Genomic DNA, 23836 nt, shown 5'->3' with positions numbered 1-23836 from the left:
GAGGACTTTGTCTCCTGTAACCGTTTCTAAGCCGTACATGGATTGGTGCAATTGTTTTCAAAAAAGGAGAAAACCTGCTTGTATAATACGGTTTGATTTCTCTATATTCTTCGCGTTTTTCTCCCGACCGTATCATGTCAAACCATTTCTTTTTGATGGGTAATATAATCATAGCTTCTTTACGACAGAGATTTTACCTGTTTTGGCTTAGCCGTAACTCTTTATAAAACCCTGCCGGTGTTTTATCGGAGAGCGTCCTCAGATAACCGAAGCCGATCATAGCAAGTTGTTTTTGTTCTTTCGGGGTTAGTGTAACCCACATATCCATATAATCGCCGCCGGTTGCATTTTCGGTTTTTTGTTCAAGTGTTTTTCGCAAAGCCTTTTTTCTGCTCGATTTAATTTGTCGAAAAAAAGTATCTGCACATTTTTGACTGCATACGAAAACTTCTTTTTTCACTTCAGGCAATTTCTCATCCGGCGCTATCACGCATCCAGAAGTTTTGCACTTACCGCACACTGCACATTTACGAGCCATATTATTTTCTCTCTTTTAATTTCTCAACGGTAGCGCCCACGGAAGAACAAGCAATATAACCGTTGCGCCGATATAGACAAGGGCGAACAGCGCATTGGCAAAAACTTCTGCCGCATTTTTTGCATGTATTTTTACCTGTATAAAAAGCGCGAGCAGCACTCCGAAACAAAAACAAAATGTCCGCATTACGATTTCAATGTGTTTCATTGATCCACCGTGTAAAACGCTTAACGGGCATACCCAAAGCCTGCGCGATACGTATTTCCAAATTCGCGCCGCGCGAATTTGTCCAATTGGGAAGGGTTGCCACCCCGTCGCAGTCGAGCAGTGCGGCTATATCCTTTTTCATGTAATCTTCCCACGTCGTTCCGCGATGCCGTATTTTGCACGGGTTTACGACGATGTATCCGCGCAGGCGAAGTGCACGCTCGGCGGCGAGGAAGTTTTTTTCATAATTTTCTATGCCCGTGATCGGACCGGATATATACAGTTTCACGCAAACCGTCCTTTTTAAAATCATAGATGCGGCGGGATGAAATTTGCCGTCCCGCCGCCTGTCGATAGCGTTGTCAAAGGTTGAAACGTGCGAGCGGAAAGCCGAAGAGTATTAGAGCTGCCGACCCGAGAATTGCCAATAATATAGTCCCGGAAAAAGTAACCGCACCTGCAATAAGCAGTAGCACGACGGCCGTGTATAGCGCGCATAAAAGCGCGATAAGCGTCGGTTTTTTCTTGACGGTTTTAATTGCGTAAACCGTTGCAAGCGCACATCCGACGATCAGCACGATACCGCCGATCACGTCGAACACCCAGTACGTGCTGTAACTCATGCAAACCGCGCCTCCTGCAATGAGGGCGAGCGCAAGAATTAAAAAGAATTTTTTCATGTCTACCTTCCTTGAAAAAATGTGCCGGCACGAGTCCGCCGGCGGGACATCCGATTGGATCGATGTTGTCGATCGAGGTTATGAGTATTTTAATAAGATTGCGCTTGCCGTGTGCTGTAACGGCTGTTAATAAAACTTGACATTTGTGTTATTTGGAGTTAGAGTAAAGGCAAGATAGGATACGGTAAGAGTGCGTCGTGTGTGTCTTTATGACCTCAGCGACCAGGGACAGACCCCACAAGGGAAACTCCCCCGGCGGTAACGGAACGGGGATGTAGGCTGCCGGATTCCTATCTTATTTTTTTTAATTTTATTATCTTGCGATACGCTTCGATGCCCGATTCGCTTTCGGTAGAAATATCCAGATAAAACATAGTGTCGATCTTCGGAAGTTTCAAATATCTTTCCGTCGCAGAAACATCGACAGCGATTTTCAGATATTTCATTTCGTTTAATTTTTTCAGAAAAAGCAAAGAATTCTTTTTTCTACCGTCCCAATAGACATCCGCATCCGCTAAATAGTCTAACAGGTTTTTCCAGTCTTGCCGTGTCGGCGCATTGCCGGCGGCGGTGTGGCGCTTTAAGTATTTATCGCTCGTAATCAAATACTGTTCAAGCACGATGACGCTTCGCGCATCGGCATCGATTCCTTGCGTGTGCAGGAAATCCGTTATTTTTTTATCGAAAAAGCCGACCGGCGTCGTGTTGCGGGTGTTCACGCGATTTGCAGCTTTATTTTTATATGCCTCATCGACAAAGGCCGAAAGCTCATCCCGATAAATTGTCGAGTTTTGCAACGTCTTAATAACAGCATCGATCTCTTGCGGCATCTCCTGTTGTGCCTTTTTCAAACACTCCTGCAGCACGGGGATCGTCCGTCCCGTCTGCCCCTGATTCCAGTTAAACCCCGGCGTAATGCCTTGAGGCAGTCTTTCAAGCGTTCCTTTTCGCTCGTTAAAATAGTTGCGATATTTGTCGGGCGGTGCTTTCGTTTTTACGCGAAGCGTCCCGCCGCCCGAACCGTCGGCCGCGGGCGGAACTTTTATGCCTTCATTTTCGTATCGCTGTTTCCGCGCTTCCGTTACCGCCCGCGTATAACACTTGCATCCGTACCCGTTCGGCGGAAAATGGTTGTTCCAAAACGGATCGTCTTTCGGCAGGATAAGGCCGTCCCATGCAAGGTGTTGCTCGCGGTGTTTTTGGCTGTTGCCGACCCGATACATTAAATACGGATGTAAATCGCTTGCCATCGTGCGTTCATATTGTCCCTTTTGATACGCGCTCCGTAAATTCACATTGTAAATCGTCCGGAGCCGCCGGTCGCTTCCGAGCTGTGCTTCGACTTCGCGTCCGGTAAGCGGATCGGTCATTTGCTTTTTGCCCCACCATCCCTTTTGTTGCAAGGTCGGCTTTATGTTTTTCTTAAAGCTTTCAAAGCTCTGCCCGTCCTTTATCGCCTTTTCAACCGCCTTTTTCATATCGCTTAAAACATCGATCTGCATCGCTTTTGCAACGGTAAAAGCCGTCGCATGCTCTTCGTTCCATACGTCTTTATAGCTGAAACCGACTTTGAGATTTTTATTTTTGATATAATCGAGTGCCTCTTTCTGGATAAACTTGTCAGGCATTTGCCGCCGCTCCTTGCTCACTGAAAAGGCGTCGTTCTTTTTCTCTTATCGCGTTTTCAATCCTCGTTTTAGCGATGCTAAAATAATTGTCATCCAGTTCTATACCGATAAACTTGCGGCCGGTATTGATACAAGCGACACCGGTTGTGCCGGAGCCCATAAAGGTGTCAAGGATTAAAGCGTCTTCTTGCGTATAAGTCTTAATAAGATACATTAATAACGATACAGGCTTTTGGGTCGGGTGATTTACTTTTTCGCGGGAATTACTTACAACTGCCGGAAAGGGCAATATATTACTGGGATACTTCCAGTCTGCGTTAAAACTATCCCAGCTCCGTGGGGCATATTGAGTTGCAAAACAGACTTCCCGCGAGGTATTCCCGTTTGTCCTCCATTGCTTGCTTGTCCCTTTCTGCGCCTGCCGAACCCTATTGGATGTCCGAGGTTGCATTTGGGGATTGTAAATATTGCGACCAAATGAAAAAACAATAATGTCTTCGCTATATTTAAGATGCATCCGTTTCGCGTTTCCCATATTGCTAGGTCTATGTTTTTGCCATGTTAATTTTTCCCGAAACATCTTTTTATTACTGCAGACCAATTCACTCGTAAAAGGTTCAGTCCCGAATATAACTATAACACCATTTCGCTTTAAAACCCTATTGTAATGTTTCCACAAAGAGTCAAATGGAACTACTTTATCCCAATCGCATTTTGTTATTCCATAAGGCGGATCGGTTATAATTGCGTCTATGCTCGCGTCCGGTATCTTCGGAAAAAGCTCTATACAATCGCCGTGCAGTAATTTTATATTCTCATTCATTTCCATAAAATTATTCTTCCTCGGCAAAGTTCGCATCGCCTTCGGCTCGTGCCTTAAAAAATGCGATCGCCATCGTACGGGCAATCTTTTCGGCATCCCAGCCGCTTACCAACTTTTCAAGCTGGGCTTCAAAGCTCTTAAAATCTGTCGCTTTATCCGCCGCCTTCTCAAGGACTGCCGCAATATCGTCGGTAATTTCGATAAAGCCGTCCGGTGTCTTGTCGTTCACTGTTTCATCGCTTTCGCTTTGTGTAACATCGCTTGCATTCAGTGCAATGCGCCCTGCGTTCTGTGCGTTCATCATCGGCTCGTATGCGGCCGGAGCGGTTAAAACCTCATCGTCTTTTTCAGGCGACGACAATCCCAAAAGTGCGTGCATCTCCTGCGCCTTTACCCGAAAGCCCAGCGGCACAAGCTTTGTAACCGAATCGACGATGAGCTGCACGTTTTTCGGTTCGACGTATTTTATCCTGAGCTTCGGATATCTCTCCTGTTTTCCGAAATTGAAATTTACATACGGAATAACAAGATCGCGGTTCAGCGTCTGCTCAAGCTGGCGCACGTCGGCTTTCAAAATATCTTGCCTGACTGCCTGCTGGTCTTGGCTGTCACCGAGTTTTCCGGGCGTACCTTCGGCACTCGCGGTCTGTCCGAGCACAAGCTTCGACAGCTGCTTGTCTGCCCATTCGGCAATCTTTTCGTAAACTTCGGAGTTTTCCGCCGTCGTCTTGCTTTCGATGATATCGATCGCCATAGCGTCGGGGATTACCGCACCGACGTCGCTGCCGATAGCGGCAACCGCTCGTTTCAGCGTCGCGATATCCTCTTTTGTAGCCTTTCTGCCGTACTTACCCAACCGCACCGGGTAGCCGAAGCGGTCTGCAAACGCCGCCCAGCTTGTTACGTCGTAGGTTTTTACGAGCCAATAAAAGAGCGCGGTAAAACTCAATCCGCTCGTGATCTGCTTGCCGCTCAACAGGTTCGGCTCGTGTATGATAAACTTGTACGGCTCCAGCGCGTGCAGCTCCATCCCGTACACATCGCGGAGCGAGAGCACACCCGTTGTCTTGTCGTAAGCAAACCAGCGCGGATCGCGATAGATAAACGTTTCGGGTTTCCATCGTGCGCTTTCGGTATTCCAGATGATTTCATTGACGGAAAATCCCTTGCCCAATGCGTCGAGCGCATTCTTTATCAAATCCATGCTGTCGGCATGGCTGATGATATCTTCATTTACCGCTTCCGCAACGGTAAGCGCTTCTTTATCGTCGCCTCCTGCCTGTACATACAGCTCCAGTCCTTCGACCGCGTGCTTACGCGTCGAGAGAACCGAGCGATAATGCGCGTCCCGCTCTTCAAGCTCTCCGGCGATCTCCAAATACTCGGCGGGTACCTCTCCGCGCCGTACCCGATTCAAAATGACGGCAAGCCGCTCCGGAGTAAGACCCGCGACAAGGCCTCCCGACCATAGATCGCGGTTTGAGTTCGCCACGGGTGTCGCACGCTGTTCGGTAAGCTCTTTTTTATGTATCTGTTCTTTTTTCGTTGTATCCGCTTCTTTTAATCGTCCCAACCGTTCCATGGGTCAACTCCTTTAGCGCCAATTTTTGCCATTGTCTTTACCGCTTCGTAGGCATACGGCTGATAGTTCGCTTCGTAGCTCTGCAGTTCCGCATACTTTGCCATTACTTTGGCAATGCAGGCGTCTCCGTGCCGCTTCGTTCTCCCGCCTCCAGTGCGTTCGGTGATGAGCGGTACCCCTTGTACCACCTTGACGACCTTAAAATCGTCGCGAATAAAAAGGTCGTTCGGCACGGTCGTGTTTTTATCTTCAAGTGCGCTTTTAAGGTGTGGGAAATTCTCGGCATACCACTTACGGCTCAACATCACCTGATACACATAGCCCGGCCATTCCTGCGCGGCATATTCGGCGATCATCTGCCCGTTGCCTCTGGAGTCAAAAGCGGCACCTTCAAAATCTTTTAATCCGTTTCCGATAAGTTTTATCAGCTGCCACTGTTGCGCAAACGGTATGTTGCGCAGCTCGACAACGCAGAGCGTTTTCGTTTTCCCTTCGGCAACGATTTCATCGAGCCAAATGACGGTTAAATCTCCCGATCGCGCAAAGTCTTCGCCCATAACAACGGGATTATCCGTGCTTTGCAGTACCGGCTTTATTTCCTTAAACCACGCATTGATTTTCCGCTCGCGCTTCCAATCGCTTTCAAACGTAAAAGAGTCGCTTTCGGTAAACCGAAAAACAGGCGCATCTTCTTTTACGCTATCAACCAGCGCACGCGGAAAATATTGCGTACCGCTTGCGCGCGGCACACAAAAAAGCTCTTCGTCGGCACCGTCGCCGTAATCTTTAATGAGGGCATCGAGCCACGCGTCTTCTTTTTCCTTGCTCCACTCTTCACCCTTTACTTCGCAAATGCGTTTATACAAACCGTCGCGCAGGGCATCGTCAATCGTGGTGCGGTGGAGTGAGTAGTCTTTCTTCCCATCGTGAATCTCTTTGACTAAGTCATTAAACGGATTATCTTCACCGTCATGCGTGCTTAAAATGGAAACCGAGCCGCCCCACATAAGAAAAGCTAAAGCGGATTTTAAGACTTCCGATAAATCATCGCAGAATGCCGCTTCATCAATAATGGCATGCCCCTGCTTTGAGCGAAGCGAGCGCGGCATGGATGACAGCCCCCAAATTTCAAAACCTGAATCAAAGCGGATTTTATAGACCGTAATGTCTTTATCCTCATTTTTGATCACCGTCTCCTCCATATCGGAGCAGACGATATTCAAAAGCTTTGCCCAAAATGCGGCATCGTTGATAAACTGCTGCGTCATCTCTTTGTCATATGCAGTATAGTAGCAGTTCATTCCGCCTGCATTGCGAGAAAGAGCTGCCAGTAACACCGCATACAGCGCTTCTACATACGATGCTCCAATACGGCGGCTTTTTTCCCAGACCTTTACCTTCGCACCGTCCAGCAGCCATGTTTTTTGATAATCGAGTAAAATATTTTTATTTAAGGCTTCAACTATGGTCATTTTATTCTGAACACCTCTGCGTAAATGGCATCCAGTGTCTCTTTGCTGACGCCTTTTTTCTTGCCGACTTCCTCTATCTTTGCGGCAGCTTCGGCAAGGACAGCCTTTCGGATTTCATCTTCCCGTTCGGCATTCAATTTTTCCGCCATTTCAAGCTCTTTCAGTCCACGCGACACTTTAAAAATCACTTCGGTAATGAACTTCGGATTTACTTCTCCCTCTTCCTTTAATTCCTCCAATTCGGAAATAAGGTCAAAAGCGACAAGCCGTACTTGTTCGTTTACCACTTTGCCGAGCCGGTTCCGCGTATCGCTGCCGTATTTTTCAAGATACGCTTCCGCAACTTCGCGCGCCTGTCGGTTCTTTTCGGCAAACTTTTTCATTCTGATGGCATAGCGATTTAAGCTGCTTTTAGAGATGAGCGGTTCTCCCGCTTGCGCGTTGATGACATCCACTATTTCAAGCTGCGTGACATCGGGACGGTTGAGTAATTCGATGAGCTTCTTCCGTAAATCTTCCGGCAGCCGATCGACGGCGCTTTTTTGTCCCATGCATTACTCCTCGAACGGCGGATCGATACCGTCTGCGCGTAAAAGCCCGCATGCAACATCCAAGCCCGGACGGGTAAGGGTTACCAACACCAGCGCTTTATCTGCGAGCCGTTCCGTCCTTACATACCCGCACCGTTCAAGCCAATTCACGAGCGCATTCACATCGGCAATACTTACCGTATGCCCGTAGCTTTTCAAAAGCCTCTGAAGCATTTCATTCGACAATGTCCTGCCGGCATCCTTTTCGAGCCCTTGCAGGATGAGTATTCTTTGATTCGGCAAAAATATATTTTCCATTTCCGTCACCCTCGCGGTGTTTCATTGATAAACCAATTTTGTATGGACTGCAAAATCGGGCGCATGCTTTTCAGCTCGCCTTCGATATTGCTCATGCGATGTTCGACCGACTGTACAAATGTGTTTTCGAGGTTTTCAATCCTCTTTTCCAATTTGTTTATATCTCTTTGCCGGGATTCGCTTTCCCGCTGTAAACTTTCTTTCGTGTCGGTTTTAAAGGCATTGTATTTATCCTCCTGCTTCTTTTTCCAATATTGAAAAATACTGAAAGAAAGCGTAAATACCGACACAAACGATCCGACCGAATAAAGAACAAATTTCGCTATCTCCATAGTTGCTGCAGTTTAATAGCTCAAGCGTAGCCCGATGCCTAAACCGATTCCTCCTAAAAATCCTATACTGACCCCGCTCAAGCAAAACATCCAATTTTTTATCGTTTGACTGCGCAGCTCCTTTTCAAAGCCCTGCGCCTTTACCTTCCAGTATTCGGCATCCGGCTTATAAGCGAGTACCCCTTGCTTGTACCCTGCGTTATATGCCTCGTCTATGCTTTTCTCAGACTCTTCAACGACGATATCAATGAGAGCTTGGACTTCCTTCCCCGTGTAGCTTTTCATTAAGTCGATTCCGTACCTCGAGCCTGAACTGTTCGGCGATCGACTCCCGTTCCCTGCGTAGCTCATCTGCATTACAAGCAGCATCAACAAGATCGCCGCCGGACGTCTGTTCGATTGCTTCTTTCGTTTTATCCCTTGCATTTTGCGCTTTCTCCTCAACCGTTTTTCGCTCCCGTTTACGCAGCAAAATAAACCCCGCTACGGCACACACCGATGCGAGGACTGCCCAAACGGTAAGTACGATTTTTTTCAGCTTGCTACACAACACCTGCTTTACCCTTGTATATATTGTTTATCCAAATCGACGTATCGACCGGCAAAAAAACCACCTTGCAAAAACCGCCTGCCATGAGCGCGTCCGTCATCGCGATATGCGATATGCCGACGGCGTTCAGGATAAACGACCCGATAACGATCGCGATGCCTACGCCAGCCATCACATTGCTCACCGTCTTCATATCGATTCCTTTCTTCTCTTCCATGCTTACACCTCTATCAAAGTTCCCTGTATTTCATCACCGGCTTTTACTCCGCACGATTTTAAAACGCGATTAAACGCAGCCAAATCATTCGACGAGAGGATAAAGCAACCGGCGCTCCACGCATAACGGGTATCGGCGCCGAGTGCAAACGAAAAACGATCATGAATAAGCCAGCGGCCGTTTTGATAGCCGCCTCTTGTCGTCTGCATCGCGTTTCGGTCTATTTCCTGCCCGTCGATGTCGCGCGTTTTTGTAATCGCATGGATTTGTCCGTGAAACCTGCGCGGCGGCACAAAGCACCGTACTGTAAAATCTCCCGCGGCAACGCTGTCACCGTGCGGAACTGTGTCGCCGGGACGCTGTTCCCCAAAGCAATAATTTGCGACGCTTTGGCAACGGCAGCGGAAAAGCTCCGTATCGTCTGCGGTCAGGATAAAATCATCGAGGCTGTTGTTTTTCCAGTTGTTTTCAAAACTGTCCGGCTTTTTCGGGTCGGCCTTAAAATCATAAGATGTTTTGTATCGATGTATTTTTATCCGCAGCATTCTTAAACTCCGTTTCCTTATCTTACCGACTTTCGTTCGTAAAACTCTCGAAACGGCTGTTAATATAATCGCAGGCATAAAAAAAAGAGCCTTTCGGCTCCCTAAATAATTGCATATCCTGTAACGCGCTTGCACTATATTCCCGATATTTCCCGCTTTTTCCCGGAAAATCCCGCCTTTTCTCCGTCATTTAACATTCTATTCTCTGGCTTTATCAGTATGTACCCGCTATTCCTGACGGCGTCATAAATATGCCTCTTTGTTTTGCAGGCTGTACGAGTCTTACTCAAGCGCCGAAAATTCCTGCAAGCGTTCAAAATATGTTTCGCGCTTTTGAAGACTGCACGAACCTTAGGGAGTCGCCGGTTATTCCTGCAGGCAAAAAAGACATTGAGCGTTGTTTTAAAAATTGTGAAAATCTTACTTCCGTTACGCTTAAGTGTGATTATACTATCGATGCAGATTTTTTTAATGCTTTTAAGTTTTGCCCGAATTTAAAAGCAAACAGCATAAAGGTTCCTGCCGCATCACTGCAAACATACAGAGACAACGCAAGCATTATGGGAACCGAAGCGGATCGATTTACGGCGGGGTAAAAAGCAACGGATAAATTATAATATTAAAGCATAATTGCCGAATGCCATACCCTAATCAAAGGCGCTCCCTATCTGTTACGAATAAAATCGTCCCTGCTCGGAAGTGCGCTTATGTTCCGCCTTTGGCGTAAGCGGCAAGCAGTCCTTCGGCGACACCGGGATTCGTGATAACCGACGGACCTCCGATGCAGCCGCTTTCGCACGCCATCACTTCGACGAGGTTCGGCGTGCTTTCGTTTTTCGCAATCTTCCCCTGATTTATCATGCCGTATGTCGCAAGCTTTTTCATACCGGCTCTGTCGAGTCCGTTGATTTTTGCGGCTTTGAGGATGCTTTGATCTTTCAGACGCACCCGCACCGCTTCCGCTACCCCGCCCGTCTTTGCAAATCCCCTTCCCGTCGCCGTCGGAACGTGATCGGGCAGTTTTGCAGGCAGCGAAGCGATATCGATATTTTTTGCAATAAAAAACGCGCGGAGCTCTTCGACCGAAAGCACGTAATCGACCGCATCGTCGTCAAAACCCTCCCTCCGCTTTGCAAGGCAGGGACCGATAAACACGGTAACGCAGTCGGCATCTTTTTGCTTTGCGATCTCCGCCGTGTAGTGCATGGGGCTTCGCGTTTCGGACACGCAGGGCTTCAAAGCCGGCACGTGAATATTTACCGCGCGCACATACGCCGAACAGCACGACGTCGTCATAAGCACGTCACCGCGCGCCATACGCTCTTCGAATTCTTTCGCTTCTCTATCCGCGCAGATATCCGCACCGAGAGCGACTTCGAGCACGTCGTCGAAGCCCAGAGCCGAAAACGCCGCTTCGAGCTGGCCGGGAGCGGATTTGAATTGTGCTGCGATCGACGGCGCATAGAGCGCGACGACGCGGCGCTTTTTTTGCATGATATGCTTGATAACGTCGACGAGCTGGCTTTTATCCATCATCGCACCGAAGGGACACTCGCTCATGCAGCGACCGCAAAAAATGCATTTATCGTAATCGATTTTTTCGTGTCCCGTTTCGTCTTTACTGATCGCGCCGACGGGACACGCTTCTTCGCAGGGTACGGGAATTTTAATAACCGCGTGATACGGACAGTTTTGCATGCACAGCCCGCAGTTGACGCACTTCGCTTCATCGATAACCGCTCTCCGGTCTACCGTGATCGCTTTACGCGGACAGTTCATCATACACGGGCGCGCAAAACAGCCCTGACACGCGTTCGTAATCATGTAGTGCGTTTTTACGCACGCGTTGCACGCATCGTGCAAAACGGTGAGCATGGGCCAGGTCGGCGAAGTGCGCTCGAGTGCGTCCTTCGCGTATTCGGCAAGCGGACGGTCGTCGTCGTAATTTTCGATCGATATGCCGAGCCTGGCAAGGACTCTCATGCGCAAAATCGCCCTGTCGTGGTAGATGCAGCAGCGTATCGGCTTTGAATCCAGCGGCGCCATTTCGCGCGGGATATAGTGCACGCCTTCGGTAAGTTTGCCGTCGAGCTGGAGGCGCGCGATACGCACGAGAATTTCACGCTTTACGTTTGCAGCGTTGTTGTTGATATTGAGCATCATTTTTCCTTGATACGGTATTTTGTTTACACGCGGCAGTATAGCATACTTTTGCAATTTACGCCAGAAAACGAATACACGACGCACGGAAATCAATTTTTACCTAAAAGGTCGGATGTCGCGCTTCACAGCAAATACCATTACAAATTTTCGATTTCCGCTTCCGAGAGACCGGTCATAAGGAGAATCTCAGAGAGCGGGTACTTGCGTTCAGCCATCAGCTTTGCCGTTTCCCGTGCTTTTTGATACGATCCTGCGGCAATACCGTCGCGTCGGCCTTTGCGTATTCCCCGCTCAAAGCCGATCTTTTCACCCAGCTGTAAACTTTCTCTACGTAAGTCATCTTCATGAATATTCAACGACATATACCAGCTCCTGAACTTTTCGTTCCGTTTCGCTTTTTCGACAAGCGCATCGATCCGCTGTGTAAAACCGCTCGTCGCCCGCCTCTCGCAAAGATACTCCAACAAAGCGCTCAATTCAGGCTCATCTTCTTTACCGTAGGCACCCACATTATAAAATACTTTATACGATTTGTCATCAAGAAAAAGAGTGCCGTCGGCGGTACAGATATTACGAAACTCGTAGACGGGTAAGCCTTTACCGAAGGGATCCTGCGTACAGATAAAGATGACGCAGCTCTCTTTCAGTTCGGCGTAGCTTTGTCCTCTCAAGAGGTTATCGACATCCATAAGGCTTTGGTAATAACGTGCACGTTTGGGAAGAGAAGGCGGGATCGACGTTTGTATTTCTATATCGAAAACGCGATCGAGATCGGAAACGTAGACATCGAGACGTATACCCTTGCTTTCGTAAAAGGGCGTTATCGTTTTTTGCAGGGAGGGATATTCGATTTTACCGACTTTGATATGCAAAAGGCGCTCCAATACTCCTTTACAGATTCCTTTATTTTTCATGATCGTACCGAACATAAAGTCGTCGGTAAAGGAAAGTTCGTCGACGGGTTTATGGGTATATTCCATGGGGATATCCTTGATTGTTGAGATAGCACGGACAAAAAATCGCTTCACCTATATATCGCCCGTAAATTAACAAATTACGCGGTTTTTATGAAAATAAACGGGAACATCGTTTCCTGCGCGGGGAACTTCGCACTTCGTGCTCGTTGCAAGGTTGCGCGGGGAACTTCGCACTTCGTGCTCGTTGCAAGTGGCGCGGGGAACTTCGCACTCCGTGCTCGTTGCAAGTGGCGCGGGGAACTTCGCACTTCGTGCTCGTTGCAAGGTTGCGCGGGGAACTTCGCACTCCGTGCTCGTTGCAAGTGGCGCAGGGAAGCTTTTGAGAAGCCGGTGATAAACACATTACCAATTAAAGGAATTACCCATTACACATTAACAATTACTCATTGAAAATTGATTTCCGTGTACCCGACGCAATTCCGATCCCCGTACCGGCAGCGGTCCGCTTCAATCATCACGCCGCACTTCCGTATAGTCGCATTTTAATTGTCAACCTATTGCGCTTATAGAACACTGATTGTAAACTTGCACTATGAAAACAAATACCACTCGTTTTATCTTTATCGTCTTGTTTGCGGCGATCATCTGTGCGGGCTGCTTTATCGCTGTCCCCATAGGCCCCGGCGGCATTCCGATCGTCATGCAAAATATGTTCGCCGTACTTGCGGCTCTCACGCTCGGCGGTTTCGGAGGATTTTTTTCCACGCTGCTCTTTGTCGCAGCAGGCGCTCTCGGGCTTCCCGTCTTTTCAGGCGGCTCGGGAGGGATCGCGCACCTTTTAGGCCCGACGGGCGGATTTCTCGCAGGCTATATACTCGCAGCCCTCGTCTCAGGCTGCATCGCACGAAAGCCGCGCGCGGGGGAAAAAGCCTTCGGCATAAAAAATATCGTAAAGCTGTCGCTCGCCTCTCTTGCGGGATTTACCCTCATCTATGTTCCGGGCATCCTCCGCTTTATGCAGCTGACTCACCGAAGTTTTTCCGCGTCGATTGCAGCCTGCCTCATTCCGTTTATACCCGGAGATCTCATAAAGCTCGTTCTCTCAGTTCCGCTTGCGGCAAAACTCCGCACGATTGCCGCTCGCTATTTTACCGACAAAAGCGAATGACTCAAGGCGATTTACTTCCGCACGGCACTTCGGTTCAGAACGGCGCTTCCCTTTCCGTCGAAAAGGTGACGAAAACCTTCCCCTCGTATGAGGGGGATCAAAGGTTTACCGCGCTTTCGGAAGTGTCGTTTTCGCTTTGCGAAGGAGATACCGCCCTCATCGCGGGGGCGAACGGTTCGGGAAAAAGCGTACTCATGTCGATCATCGCTTCCCTCGACAAAGCCGATTCCGGTACGGTAAAACTCGTATGCGGCGGAAAGGCCGCGCAGTGCGGGCTTGTATTTCAAGAAGCCGAAATGCAGCTTTTGGGAGAGACGCCGATCGAAGACGTGATGTTCGGCTTAAAAAATATCGGCTTAAAAAAACGGGAAGCCGAACGAAAAGCGCTCGACGTGCTCGCCGAAGTCGGCCTTGCGGGAAAAGAAAAATCGAGCGCGCGATTTTTATCGGGCGGAGAAAAAAGACGGCTTGCCGTCGCAGGCATCATAGCGCTCGATATGCCGCTCGTCATATTCGACGAACCTTATGCGAACCTCGATTATTCGGGCGTGCGGCACGTAAACGCGCTTATCAAACTGCTGAAAAAAAAAGGAGTGACGATCATCATCCTCACGCACGAACTCGAAAAATCGCTTGCGCTCTGCAACCGCTTTATCGTGCTGTACCGCGGAAAAAAAGTATTCGACGGAAAGAGCGCCGAAGGATTGGCGCAAACGCTCGAAGCTTGGGATATCAAAAATCCGCTCGCTTCCTATAAAAATCTTCGGGATCTCGAATGGTAAGACTTTTCGGCTACCGAAGCGGCTCGTCTTTTTTGCACAAATGCGATGCCCGCATAAAACTCGTTTCGCTTTTTGTGCTCGGCACCTTCGTTTTCATCTTACCCCGAAACGCCGCACTCGCCTGCATCGCACTTTTTTTTGCGCTTTCCCCTGCCATCCGCTTTCCGATGAAAGAAATCCTTTCATCGCTGAAGCCCCTTGTGTATTACGCGCTTATACTCTACAGTTCGTCGATAGTATCCGCCCTTTTCGCTCACGCTCCCTTTCCGCTTCCGTTCATCCCTTCCGAACGCGACATCGTCATTTTGTGCCGCCTCGCCCTCGCCTTTTTAATCGCAAACGCGGTCTACCGCACGACCAGTCCCCTCGAACTCAGAGAAGCCGTCGAATCGATCGAAAGAGGTGTCGTGCGTATCTTTCGGAAAAAAACGGAATACCGCCGGCTGCTTTTTTCGGAATCTTTGTCGCTTTTAATCGTGCTCATCCCCGAAGTATTCGCCGTGTGGCAGGCGGTTTTTCGCGCGTGGAAAGCGAGACGCGGAAAAAAAGGCATACGCATGATAATAACCCTTTTTCCGGTCTTTATTTCGGTATGCATGAAGCGTACCTATGTAACGGCGCTCGCTCTAAAAGCGCGAAGGCTTGAAAATCGGTAATTTGTAATGAGTATGTACGGACGGCGACGGTTCCAAGCATGAGCCTGTCCGAAAACCGAAGTTTTCGGACAGGTTCCTTCATGTACTATGCACGCAGAACGTGCAGCTTTTATCACGGACGCGATACCAGCCGCAAGCCACAACTAATTTCTTTTTCCTCGGCTTGATTTCCAAGCCCCCGATAGCCGCAAGTGGCGGCGCGCGCATCAGTGTCAAAGCCTCCGCCGCGGACGACGGATGCATCCAGATAATAGTCGGCTCCCGGTCCGGCATAGTCCTTCGGTACCGGATCCGGTAATTTTGTTAAAAAGTCCCAGCACCATTCGGATACGTTGCCGTTCATGTCGTATAAGCCGTAACCGTTCGGCAATTTCAGCTTTACTTGGTGCGTTTTGCTATTGGAGGAAGAAAAGTACCACGCATACTTTTTAAGCTCGCTTTCGTTATTCGTTCCCGCCCACTTGTCATTTTTGCCGCCTTTGGCTGCCCATTCCCATTCCGCTTCGGTCGGCAAGCGGAAGCCGTTTTTGCTCATATCCAATACGGCTTTGCTCCAATCCCGATTATGCTCTGTAGGTATGTCGCCGACTGTAAGCTTTGAAAAATCTATCGGGTTTCCGCCAACCGTTACCGTATAACACTGCTCCAACCCAAGTTTTAAGCTCAGCTTATTGCAGAACGCTATACAGTCATACCAGCTTACCTGCTCTACAGGCCGTTTTTTCTGTTCTTCACCGGCATCAGGACTTGTATCAAACTCCTTCCATTTCATCTTAGGTCCCGTATTATCAAAAAAACTCGGGTTATTGCCCATCACCGCTTGCCACAGCTCCTGCGTTACTTCCGTCTCACCTATCCGGTATGCACTCAGGCTTACCTTGTGCGGTTTGTTAGTGAACTCCGCATCATCTCCAACCCAGCCATCCGTTACGGCGGCAATATATTTCATCGTAAAGGGAGGTATGTCTTTCGTATAGGTGTGATCGGTTTTATCGATAAACTTGAATGTTACCTGCACCTCTGTCATTGCAGTGATTTTTACCGTTGCACTGCTCGCCCCTTCGGTTCCGCCTGCCTGCAGTGCAGTCTTCGGCGTAACCGTCCATTTCAGCACCTTGTAGTCTGCGTCGGGCGTTGCGGTAAACTCAACCGTTTTGCCGCTTTCCACCAAGGCGACCGAAGTGATTTTTTGACCGTCAACTTTCGCTTCAAGCTTACCGTTCGCGCCGCTTACGCCGAATCTGACCGGATATTTAGAGAACGGCGCGCTTTTAGGCTTAAAGCATACCGTTACGGTTACCGGCTGTTTTACCTTTATGCGAGCGCTCGTGCTGCCGTTTACTCCGGTTCCCGTATCAAACCCGCCTTCGCTTATCGTCCAAAAGTCCACATCGTGCGTTGCAACGTTTTCGGGCGTCGCGGTAAACTCAACCGTTTTGCCCTCTTCCACCGAGTCGCCCGAAGTGATTTTTTTGCCGTCAACTTTCGCTTCGAGCGTACCGTTCGCAGGCGAGCCTTCCACGTTGAAAATTACCTTGTGCATGGGCGTGTTCCCGCCCGAATCGCTGCCGTTCGTACAGCCCAGTACGAAGCCGGCGAACAAAAACGCGGCCGTGATGAGCGCCGCTCCTCTTAAAGGTATACGCCTTTTTTTGTTGTTTTTCATAAACGCTCCCATAAAAACTTTTGCAGGATGTTAGAGCCTGCGGCTCGTTCTACAAAGAGCCGATTCTACATGTCCGCTTGCGCGGACTTCGAATCAACATCCGAAAAAGTTTTTAGTCGTGCGCAAAAGCGCACACGTTCAATAATCGAGTTTGCGAAACTATACGGTATCGTATTCATTCGATTTTCATCAAAATGATACGTACACACAGCTTCCGCAAACACCCGTATAAACTCGAGATAAAAAGCGACGGCGACATTTCAGACGGCGCTTTTTATCGCAGCTCCTATAATTTCAGTATACGCCATAGATAAAAACATTTTTTTGTTTGTTACGGTTACGACTTTTTATAAGTAAAACCGATTTTTACACCCGAAAAACGGTAAAAAATTGCAAAAAAACGGAAAATTTTCGACGCGGCATCTTGCCAGATCAGCTATAGCGCTGTATAGTATTAGCATTGCGTTTAAAACGCTATATTTAGAGTGCACATTTTAAACACTTTGTTATAAGGGTTTTTAGAATAACTATGCGGTGTCCGTATTGCGGAAGTCTTGACGACAAAGTTATAGAATCGCGTATGATGGCCTCAGGCGAAAGCATCAGGCGGCGGCGCGAATGCCTCGGCTGCGGTTATCGCTTTACGAGCTATGAGCGTATCGAAGAAAAACCTTTTATGGTCGTAAAAAAAGACGGAAGGCGCGAGCCCTTCGAGCAGGCAAAGCTCGAAAAGGGCATCAGCCGCGCCCTCGAAAAGCGGCCGGTATCGATGCGGATGGTCGAACAGATCGTATCCGAAATCGAAGACAAAGCCGTTATGAGCGGAAAAGTGAGCCGTGAAATATCGACTGCGGAACTGGGTGAGCTCGTACTGCAGCGTCTGTATGAAATCGACAAAGTGGCGTACATCCGCTTTGCTTCGGTATATAAGCACTTCGAAAACCTCGACGAATTCATCACCGAGGTAAAAAACATAGAGGGAAAACGGATATGAACGATCAGGCAGTATTTCCGGAATGGCGGAATTTTTTAGGCGGGAGCGGAGACAAAGAGACGGCGGGATTTATTAAATCCGTCGTAAAGCGGTCGGGCGACATTGCGAGCTACGACCGCAAAAAAATCGAATCGGCGATCGACCGCGCGATCGAAGCGGTCGAAAAGCGAAAGGATCCCGAACGGGCGGAAAAGCTTACGGACGCAGTGGAAGAGCGGCTCCGCCTGCGCCTTGCGGGAAGCAGGACGCATTCGATTCCCGCCATCGAAGAGATTCAGGACGACGTCGAAAGCGTCCTCATCGAAAACAACGAAGTCGAAGTCGCAAAAGCGTATATCCTCTACCGCGCACGGCATGAAGCGATCCGCGATGCAAAAAGCCTCATGCTCGACATCAATAAGACGATGGACGAATATTTGAGCCGAAGCGATTGGCGCGTCAAAGAAAACGCGAACGTCAATTTTTCCCTCGGCGGTCTCATCTTGAGCAATTCCGGCGCCGTTACGGCAAACTATTGGCTCAACAATATCTATCCGAAAGAAGTGGCGGACGCGCATAAAACGGCGGCCTTCCACATTCACGACCTTTCGATGTTTTCCGGCTACTGTGCGGGCTGGTCGCTGAGGCAGCTCATTCAGGAAGGGCTCGGCGGCGTTCCCGATAAAATCACATCGACGCCCGCGACACACCTTTCGACGCTCGTCAACCAAATGGTAAACTTTCTCGGCATCATGCAAAACGAATGGGCGGGCGCTCAAGCGTTCAGCTCGTTCGACACCTATCTTGCGCCCTTCGTCAAAATCGACAATCTTTCGGAAAAGAGCGTGCGGCAGTGCATCCAAAGCTTTTTGTTCGGCGTCAACACGCCGAGCCGCTGGGGAAGTCAGGCGCCCTTTACGAACGTCACGCTCGACTGGGTGTGTCCCGACGACCTCAAAAACAAAAAAGCGATCGTCGGCGGCGAAGAACAGGAGTTCACGTACGGCGATTGCCAAAAAGAGATGGATATAATCAATAAACAGTTTATCCTGCTCATGCTCGAAGGAGACGCTTCGGGACGGGGCTTCGGCTACCCCATTCCGACGTACAATATCACAAAGAATTTCGAATGGGAAAGCGAAAACGCGGAATTGCTTTTTAAAATGGCATCCCAATACGGCACTCCCTATTTTCAAAATTTCGTCAATTCCGATTTGAATCCGAGCGACGTGCGCTCCATGTGCTGCCGTCTCCGCCTCGATAAACGCGAGCTTCGAAAGCGCGGCGGAGGCCTTTTCGGCTCCGACGAGTTTACCGGTTCCCTCGGCGTCGTTACGATCAACCTCCCGCAGATCGGTTTTCTCGCAAAAGACGAAAAAGCGTTTTTCAAGCGGCTCGACTATCTCATGGACATCGCGCGCGACAGCCTGTGCATAAAGCGCAAAGTGATCAAGCACCTCCTCGATACGGGGCTCTACCCCTATACGAAGCGCTACCTGCACACGCTCGACAACCACTTCAATACGATAGGGCTCTGCGGCATGAACGAATGCTGCCTCAATTTCCTCGGCACATCGATCGTCGATCCGAAAGGCAAAGCCTTTGCCGAACGCGTCCTCGATTATATGAGAAGCCGCCTCGCCGACTATCAGGAAGCGACGGGAGAACTTTTCAACCTCGAAGCGACGCCCGCCGAAAGCACATCGTTCCGCCTCGCTTCCCACGACAAAAAGAATTTTCCGGGAATCATCACGAGCGGTACGGACGAAAGCCCCTTTTATACGAATTCGACGCAGCTTCCCGTCGATTATACGTCCGACATCTTCGAAGCCCTCGATTTGCAGGAAAGCCTGCAGACGCGATACACCGGAGGCACGGTTTTTCACACCTTTATGGGCGAACAGATAAAAGACTGGAGGGCGTGCCGAGATTTGGTAAAAGCGATCACGGCGAACTACCGCGTGCCCTATATAACGATTTCGCCGACCTATTCGATTTGCCGAAGCCACGGCTATTTGAACGGAGAACACTTCGAGTGCCCGAAGTGCAAAGCGGAAAAGGAAAACGAGCTGCGGATGAAGCTCGAACGGCTCGAAAAAGAAAAAGAGACCGTGCTCGCATCCGAGCGCGCATAGCGATACGGCGGCCGGCAGGACTGCCCGCGGGGCTGTTGCAGGACGGCAGATCTGCGGCACGGTACAGCCGCTTTTTACGTACGCGCGTTTCGGAGCATTTCCGCTGCGCGCTGCTAAATATAGCGTAAAAAACTTGACAAGCGGTTAAAACAACGCTATAATTAGCGTATATCAATATGTACTACATATATGATTATCTACAACTATGGGTTTTAAGGGGAAATTGTTATGACTGAAGTAAAACGAACGATCAAAGAAATCGATGCGGATATCGAAGCGACAAAGGCAGCGCTTGCGGACGTACACGGATCGGAAACCGAAGTATACGCGCGCATCGTCGGCTATTACCGCGCAGTCCGCAATTGGAATAAAGGCAAACGCGAAGAATACGATCACCGGAAAATGTTCGCCGTTCCCGAAAGTGTGGCGTACGAAATTACCGAAGCGGACAGCGCATGCGAGTGCGCCTCCCCTGCACGAGTTACGCAGCCTGCGGCAAAAGCTTCCGCTTCTCGCACGGCGGATTTTGAAAAAAGCGGCAGATGGGAACTTTTTTCGAGAAAAACCTGCCCGAACTGCCCGCCGGTACAAGCGTATATGGCAAAGCTTTCGATAAGCGGTAAAACGATCGACGTCGACACCGATGAAGGACTTGCCGAAGCCGCAAAAAAAGGCGTATTCGCTTCTCCGACGGTTATCGTCTATGACGAATCGGGCGAAGAAAGCGCGCGATGCCACAGCGTTGAAGAGCTCGACGCAGTATTCGCTTCCGTCACGGCATGACGGAAAGTTCGATTCCCGAGTCTCTCCTGCACGTAAAAGCCGGTGTTCTCGTAAAGACGACGCTCGTCGATTTTCCCGGCCGCGTCGCTTCTTCTCTTTTTTTGCGCGGCTGCAATCTCCGCTGTCCCTACTGCTATAACGCCGGCCTCGTGCTCGGCGGAGAGGCCGCGGCGGACGATGTTTATGCGACGGCGGAAGAAGTCTTTTTACACCTCGAAAAACGGAAAAACGTCCTCACGGGTTTTGTCATAAGCGGCGGAGAGCCCCTCATAAATCCGCTTACGCCCTACCTCGTCCCTTATGCAAAAGCGCTCGGCTACCGCGTAAAGCTCGACACGAACGGCACATTGCCCGACGAACTGAACGCTCTTATCGAAGACGATACAATGCGCCCCGACTTTATCGCGATGGATATAAAAACCTCCCCGTCGCGCTACGGCGAACTTTTAGGCAGCCTGAAAACGCAGGACGAATCGGCTGCGGTAAAAATCGCGGAGGATTTTTCATCCCGCATTGCCGCCGCCGCCCGCCTCACGTCTTCTCTCCCGCCTTCTTCGCGCGAATGGAGAACCGTGCTCGTCCCGCCCCTCGTAACGAAGCGCGACATACGGGAAATGGCCGCTCTGCTCCCTTCCGACGCATCGTGGAGATTTGCACAGTTTCGAAATGAAAACTGCATCGATCCCGCATATAACGATATCGCCCCGTACTCCGACGCGGAAGCAGCTTCTCTCGTCGCATACGCAAAAACCTTTATTGAAGATTCCGAACTCCGCTGATACGAAAGATGCGAGCCGACGGCGTTTTATCGATACGGCTATATGCTGTCGGTAACCGTTTTTAAAATTGCAAGAATCTTGCAGTTCTTGCACGAATTCTTGCAAATCTTGCAATTCTTGCAATTTTAGAAAATTTAACGTATGCAGGGATAAAGCGTCGAAAACCTTATTGACAAAATAAAGCGAAATATGCTATGCTTAATTTTATCACGGCGGCATAGCTCAGTTGGTAGAGCATACGGCTCATATCCGTAGTGTCTGTGGTTCAATCCCACATGCCGCTAAATACGCTCACACGATTGTGCACATCAAGCGATATACGAATAGACTTCCGACCTGAAAAAGCCCGGCTTTTTCAGGGACGCGGCGGTGCGATGCTTGCGCATCGCTTAGGGTAATCCGCCGCGGGTTCAATCCCACATGCCGCTAATAAATCTACACGATTGTGCACATCAAGCAATATACAAAATAAGCTTCCGACCTGAAAAAGCCCGGCTTTTTCAGGGACGCGGCGGTGCGATGCTTGCGCATCGCTTAGGGTAATCCGCCGCGCCTTCAATCCCACATGCCGCTAAATACGCTCACACGATTAGGCAGGGATTACGCATGAAAAATGTATACACAGAAAAGAGACATAATATAAAATAAAAAAGGCGAAACGCGAGGCAGCGGTACTGCCGCCGAGCCGCTCTGACCGATGGCAAGCGAACTTTTTGGCAAAAAAGTTCGCGCAGTCCGATTCCAATCACGGTCTGCCGCGGCGAACGGCAGGGCTGCTGCCGGGAGTGTAGCCGATTTTTTTACGGTAATGGTTATTTTTTGGGGAATATAGATTCTCATGCGTAAGCCCTGACGATTGTGCGCGGGCAATTTACAAAACTTTCCATTCAAGCTACTATATTCCCCGTAAGGTATGGAAACATTTAAAGCTCCGTTCAAGGGGCGATCGCTCCTCAATTGGATCGATTGGTCGCCGGACGAAATCGAAACGCTGCTCGACATCGCATATACCGTAAAAGCGGAAGCGAAACGGGGAGAAGTTCACGCGCGCTTTGCCGGTAAAACGATCGCGCTCATCTTTGAAAAACGCTCGACGCGCACGAGAAGCGCTTTTGAAAGCGCGTTCGGCGAAGAAGGCGGTCACCCGGTTTTTATGTCGACGCAGGATATCCAGCTCGGTGCAAAAGAATCGGTTAAAGACACGGCGCGCGTGCTCGGCAGGATGTTCAACGCGATCGAATTCCGAGGTTTTAAACAGGAACACGCCGAAGAGCTTTCTCTCTGGGCAGGCGTTCCCGTCATCAACGGGCTGACCGATACCTTTCATCCGACGCAGGCGCTCGCCGATGTGATGACATTGAAAGAGCGGTTCGGAACATTAAAAGGGCTCAAATGGTGTTTTTGCGGCGACGGCAGAAACAACGTCGCGCGGAGTCTTATGCTCATTTCGGCAAAGCTCGGAATCGATTTTTCGGTTTACAGCCCGAAAGAGCTTTTTCCCGACGAAGCGATTCAAAACATCTGTGCACCGTTTGCGGCCCAATCGGGAGCGAAGATCACTCTCGGCGACGATAAAAGCGTCGTCCGCGGTGCCGACTGTCTTTATACCGACGTATGGGTGTCGATGGGAGAAGAAGCGCTGAAAGATGCGCGCACAAAACTGCTCTCCCCTTTCCGCGTAACGGAAGCACTTATGAGCGAAACCGGCAAATCGACATCCGTCTTTATGCACTGCCTGCCTGCGGTAAAGGGCGAAGAAGTGAGCGAAGCGGTATTCGAAAGTAAAGCGAGCATCGTATGGGACGAAGCGGAAAACAGAAAACACACGATAAAAGCTATTATGCTCGGCATAATGTGACGATACATAAAATAAGCGGTTTTTCCGCGCATAAAGCGCGCGAGGCAAACTCAATTATCGATTTTAAGGAGTTTTTATGGGAGTTGTTATGAAAAAGATTGCCCTGTGTTTTACAGCCCTTGTGCTCTGCGCCGCAGCTTTGACGGCACAAAAAACGACGCAGCCGAAGCTCGACGAAAGCAAATGGTCTTCCGTTACCTATTTTACCGTCCCCCTGTATAAAATCCTGCAGACGGAAGACGCATACGTTGTCATCTATGCAAAAAATAAAGTCGGAGCAGGCTCGACGATAATTCCGAAAAAATGGGCGAAGGGCAATGCCGAAAATCCGCGCAAATTGAAATTCCGCACGGTGCGCGGAACGCTCCAGCCCTTTATGACGATCGTCAAAGACAACGGCAAATTTTTGCGCGTTATTTTAAGCGTACCGCCGACAAAGGACGTCGATTTTTGGGGATTGGCCGATCCGAATAAAGTGACGGATATCGATAAAGATACGCTCGAAGAACTCGACTTAAACTGATCGCACCCTCT

The 23836-nt window shown here is 49.5% G+C and carries 27 protein-coding genes and 1 tRNA gene; 11 read left to right on the top strand and 17 right to left on the bottom strand.

Annotated elements, in window-relative coordinates; genetic code table 11:
• Positions 1-193: 193 nt before the first annotated feature.
• The 14 genes from HRI97_RS05280 to HRI97_RS05215 form a co-directional block, all read right to left on the bottom strand.
• Positions 194-538, bottom strand: coding sequence for a hypothetical protein (locus HRI97_RS05280; RefSeq protein WP_253727108.1), 345 nt, complete (start codon positions 536-538; stop codon positions 194-196).
• A gap of 15 nt (positions 539-553) precedes the next feature.
• The gene (locus HRI97_RS05275) at positions 554-745 is read right to left on the bottom strand and encodes a hypothetical protein (RefSeq protein WP_253727107.1); all 192 of its coding nucleotides are present in this window, start codon (positions 743-745) and stop codon (positions 554-556) included.
• Positions 732-1034, bottom strand: a complete 303-nt coding sequence (locus HRI97_RS05270; protein ID WP_253727106.1) for a DUF4406 domain-containing protein — start codon at positions 1032-1034, stop codon at positions 732-734. Before HRI97_RS05270 ends, HRI97_RS05275 begins: the two co-directional genes overlap by 14 nt.
• Positions 1035-1107: 73 nt before the next feature.
• Positions 1108-1425 (bottom strand): hypothetical protein, encoded by a 318-nt coding sequence (locus HRI97_RS05265; protein WP_021329122.1) that lies wholly within the window; start codon positions 1423-1425, stop codon positions 1108-1110.
• Positions 1426-1715: 290 nt separating this feature from the next.
• Complete coding sequence (locus tag HRI97_RS05260; protein ID WP_253727105.1) at positions 1716-3053, bottom strand: phage head morphogenesis protein; 1338 nt, start codon at positions 3051-3053, stop codon at positions 1716-1718.
• Positions 3046-3882 carry a DNA-methyltransferase gene (locus tag HRI97_RS05255; RefSeq protein ID WP_253727104.1) on the bottom strand — a complete coding sequence of 279 codons (837 nt, stop codon included), beginning with the start codon at positions 3880-3882 and terminating at the stop codon, positions 3046-3048. Before HRI97_RS05255 ends, HRI97_RS05260 begins: the two co-directional genes overlap by 8 nt.
• Before the next feature lie 4 nt (positions 3883-3886).
• Positions 3887-5458, bottom strand: a complete 1572-nt coding sequence (locus HRI97_RS05250) for a DUF935 domain-containing protein (protein WP_253727103.1) — start codon at positions 5456-5458, stop codon at positions 3887-3889.
• On the bottom strand, positions 5437-6930 hold the full coding sequence (locus HRI97_RS05245) for a hypothetical protein (RefSeq protein ID WP_253727102.1): 1494 nt from the start codon (positions 6928-6930) through the stop codon (positions 5437-5439). Before HRI97_RS05245 ends, HRI97_RS05250 begins: the two co-directional genes overlap by 22 nt.
• The gene (locus HRI97_RS05240) at positions 6927-7481 is read right to left on the bottom strand and encodes a phage protein Gp27 family protein (RefSeq protein WP_253727101.1); all 555 of its coding nucleotides are present in this window, start codon (positions 7479-7481) and stop codon (positions 6927-6929) included. Before HRI97_RS05240 ends, HRI97_RS05245 begins: the two co-directional genes overlap by 4 nt.
• Before the next feature lie 3 nt (positions 7482-7484).
• Positions 7485-7778 (bottom strand): VpaChn25_0724 family phage protein, encoded by a 294-nt coding sequence (locus HRI97_RS05235; protein ID WP_253727100.1) that lies wholly within the window; start codon positions 7776-7778, stop codon positions 7485-7487.
• Positions 7779-7783: 5 nt separating this feature from the next.
• Positions 7784-8110: a DUF2730 domain-containing protein gene (locus HRI97_RS05230; protein WP_253727099.1), complete on the bottom strand. Its 327-nt coding sequence runs from the start codon at positions 8108-8110 to the stop codon at positions 7784-7786.
• Between the two features lie 12 nt (positions 8111-8122).
• On the bottom strand, positions 8123-8536 hold the full coding sequence (locus HRI97_RS05225; protein ID WP_253727098.1) for a hypothetical protein: 414 nt from the start codon (positions 8534-8536) through the stop codon (positions 8123-8125).
• A 116-nt stretch (positions 8537-8652) separates the two neighbouring features.
• Positions 8653-8877: a hypothetical protein gene (locus tag HRI97_RS05220; RefSeq protein ID WP_253727097.1), complete on the bottom strand. Its 225-nt coding sequence runs from the start codon at positions 8875-8877 to the stop codon at positions 8653-8655.
• A 2-nt stretch (positions 8878-8879) separates the two neighbouring features.
• A complete protein-coding gene (locus tag HRI97_RS05215; RefSeq protein WP_253727096.1) occupies positions 8880-9422 on the bottom strand; it encodes a hypothetical protein in 543 nt (180 codons plus the stop codon).
• Positions 9423-9673: 251 nt separating this feature from the next.
• On the opposite strand from HRI97_RS05215, the gene HRI97_RS05210 reads away from it, so the two are divergent.
• Positions 9674-10018, top strand: coding sequence for a leucine-rich repeat protein (locus HRI97_RS05210; protein ID WP_301338907.1), 345 nt, complete (start codon positions 9674-9676; stop codon positions 10016-10018).
• A gap of 109 nt (positions 10019-10127) precedes the next feature.
• On the opposite strand, the gene HRI97_RS05205 is transcribed toward HRI97_RS05210, so the two are convergent.
• Together HRI97_RS05205 and HRI97_RS05200 are read right to left on the bottom strand one after the other, a co-directional pair.
• The gene (locus HRI97_RS05205; RefSeq protein ID WP_253727297.1) at positions 10128-11582 is read right to left on the bottom strand and encodes a monomeric [FeFe] hydrogenase; all 1455 of its coding nucleotides are present in this window, start codon (positions 11580-11582) and stop codon (positions 10128-10130) included.
• Positions 11583-11722: 140 nt separating this feature from the next.
• On the bottom strand, positions 11723-12565 hold the full coding sequence (locus HRI97_RS05200) for an Rpn family recombination-promoting nuclease/putative transposase (RefSeq protein ID WP_253727094.1): 843 nt from the start codon (positions 12563-12565) through the stop codon (positions 11723-11725).
• 529 nt (positions 12566-13094) lie between these two features.
• Between HRI97_RS05200 and HRI97_RS05195 the strand changes: the two genes are divergently transcribed.
• From HRI97_RS05195 to HRI97_RS05185, 3 genes are read left to right on the top strand one after another with little or no spacing between them, the layout of a single operon-like run.
• The gene (locus HRI97_RS05195) at positions 13095-13670 is read left to right on the top strand and encodes a biotin transporter BioY (RefSeq protein WP_253727093.1); all 576 of its coding nucleotides are present in this window, start codon (positions 13095-13097) and stop codon (positions 13668-13670) included.
• On the top strand, positions 13667-14452 hold the full coding sequence (locus HRI97_RS05190; RefSeq protein WP_253727092.1) for an energy-coupling factor ABC transporter ATP-binding protein: 786 nt from the start codon (positions 13667-13669) through the stop codon (positions 14450-14452). The genes HRI97_RS05195 and HRI97_RS05190 overlap by 4 nt, the downstream gene beginning before the upstream one ends.
• Positions 14446-15108: an energy-coupling factor transporter transmembrane component T family protein gene (locus HRI97_RS05185; RefSeq protein ID WP_253727091.1), complete on the top strand. Its 663-nt coding sequence runs from the start codon at positions 14446-14448 to the stop codon at positions 15106-15108. The genes HRI97_RS05190 and HRI97_RS05185 overlap by 7 nt, the downstream gene beginning before the upstream one ends.
• A gap of 112 nt (positions 15109-15220) precedes the next feature.
• Here HRI97_RS05185 and HRI97_RS12690 read toward each other — a convergent pair whose 3' ends face one another.
• Positions 15221-16774 carry a formylglycine-generating enzyme family protein gene (locus tag HRI97_RS12690; RefSeq protein ID WP_253727090.1) on the bottom strand — a complete coding sequence of 518 codons (1554 nt, stop codon included), beginning with the start codon at positions 16772-16774 and terminating at the stop codon, positions 15221-15223.
• A 529-nt stretch (positions 16775-17303) separates the two neighbouring features.
• On the opposite strand from HRI97_RS12690, the gene nrdR reads away from it, so the two are divergent.
• The 7 genes from nrdR (at position 17304) to HRI97_RS05145 (ending at position 23825) form a co-directional block, all read left to right on the top strand.
• Positions 17304-17768 (top strand): transcriptional regulator NrdR, encoded by a 465-nt coding sequence (gene nrdR, locus HRI97_RS05175; protein WP_180486384.1) that lies wholly within the window; start codon positions 17304-17306, stop codon positions 17766-17768.
• A complete protein-coding gene (locus HRI97_RS05170) occupies positions 17765-19882 on the top strand; it encodes a ribonucleoside triphosphate reductase (RefSeq protein ID WP_253727089.1) in 2118 nt (705 codons plus the stop codon). Before nrdR ends, HRI97_RS05170 begins: the two co-directional genes overlap by 4 nt.
• 228 nt (positions 19883-20110) lie before the next feature.
• A complete protein-coding gene (gene nrdD, locus HRI97_RS05165; protein ID WP_253727088.1) occupies positions 20111-20665 on the top strand; it encodes an anaerobic ribonucleoside-triphosphate reductase in 555 nt (184 codons plus the stop codon).
• Complete coding sequence (locus tag HRI97_RS05160) at positions 20662-21444, top strand: radical SAM protein (protein WP_253727087.1); 783 nt, start codon at positions 20662-20664, stop codon at positions 21442-21444. Before nrdD ends, HRI97_RS05160 begins: the two co-directional genes overlap by 4 nt.
• Before the next feature lie 211 nt (positions 21445-21655).
• Positions 21656-21728, top strand: a tRNA-Met gene (locus tag HRI97_RS05155).
• Between the two features lie 629 nt (positions 21729-22357).
• Positions 22358-23302: an ornithine carbamoyltransferase gene (gene argF / locus HRI97_RS05150; RefSeq protein ID WP_253727086.1), complete on the top strand. Its 945-nt coding sequence runs from the start codon at positions 22358-22360 to the stop codon at positions 23300-23302.
• A gap of 88 nt (positions 23303-23390) precedes the next feature.
• Entirely contained in the window at positions 23391-23825 is a 435-nt protein-coding gene (locus HRI97_RS05145; protein WP_180486391.1) for a hypothetical protein, read from the top strand.
• Positions 23826-23836: the final 11 nt, after the last annotated feature.

It is taken from the genome of Treponema socranskii subsp. buccale (assembly GCF_024181585.1).
GTDB lineage: Bacteria > Spirochaetota > Spirochaetia > Treponematales > Treponemataceae > Treponema_D > Treponema_D buccale.
This window is presented reverse-complemented; position numbering and strand designations above follow the sequence as displayed.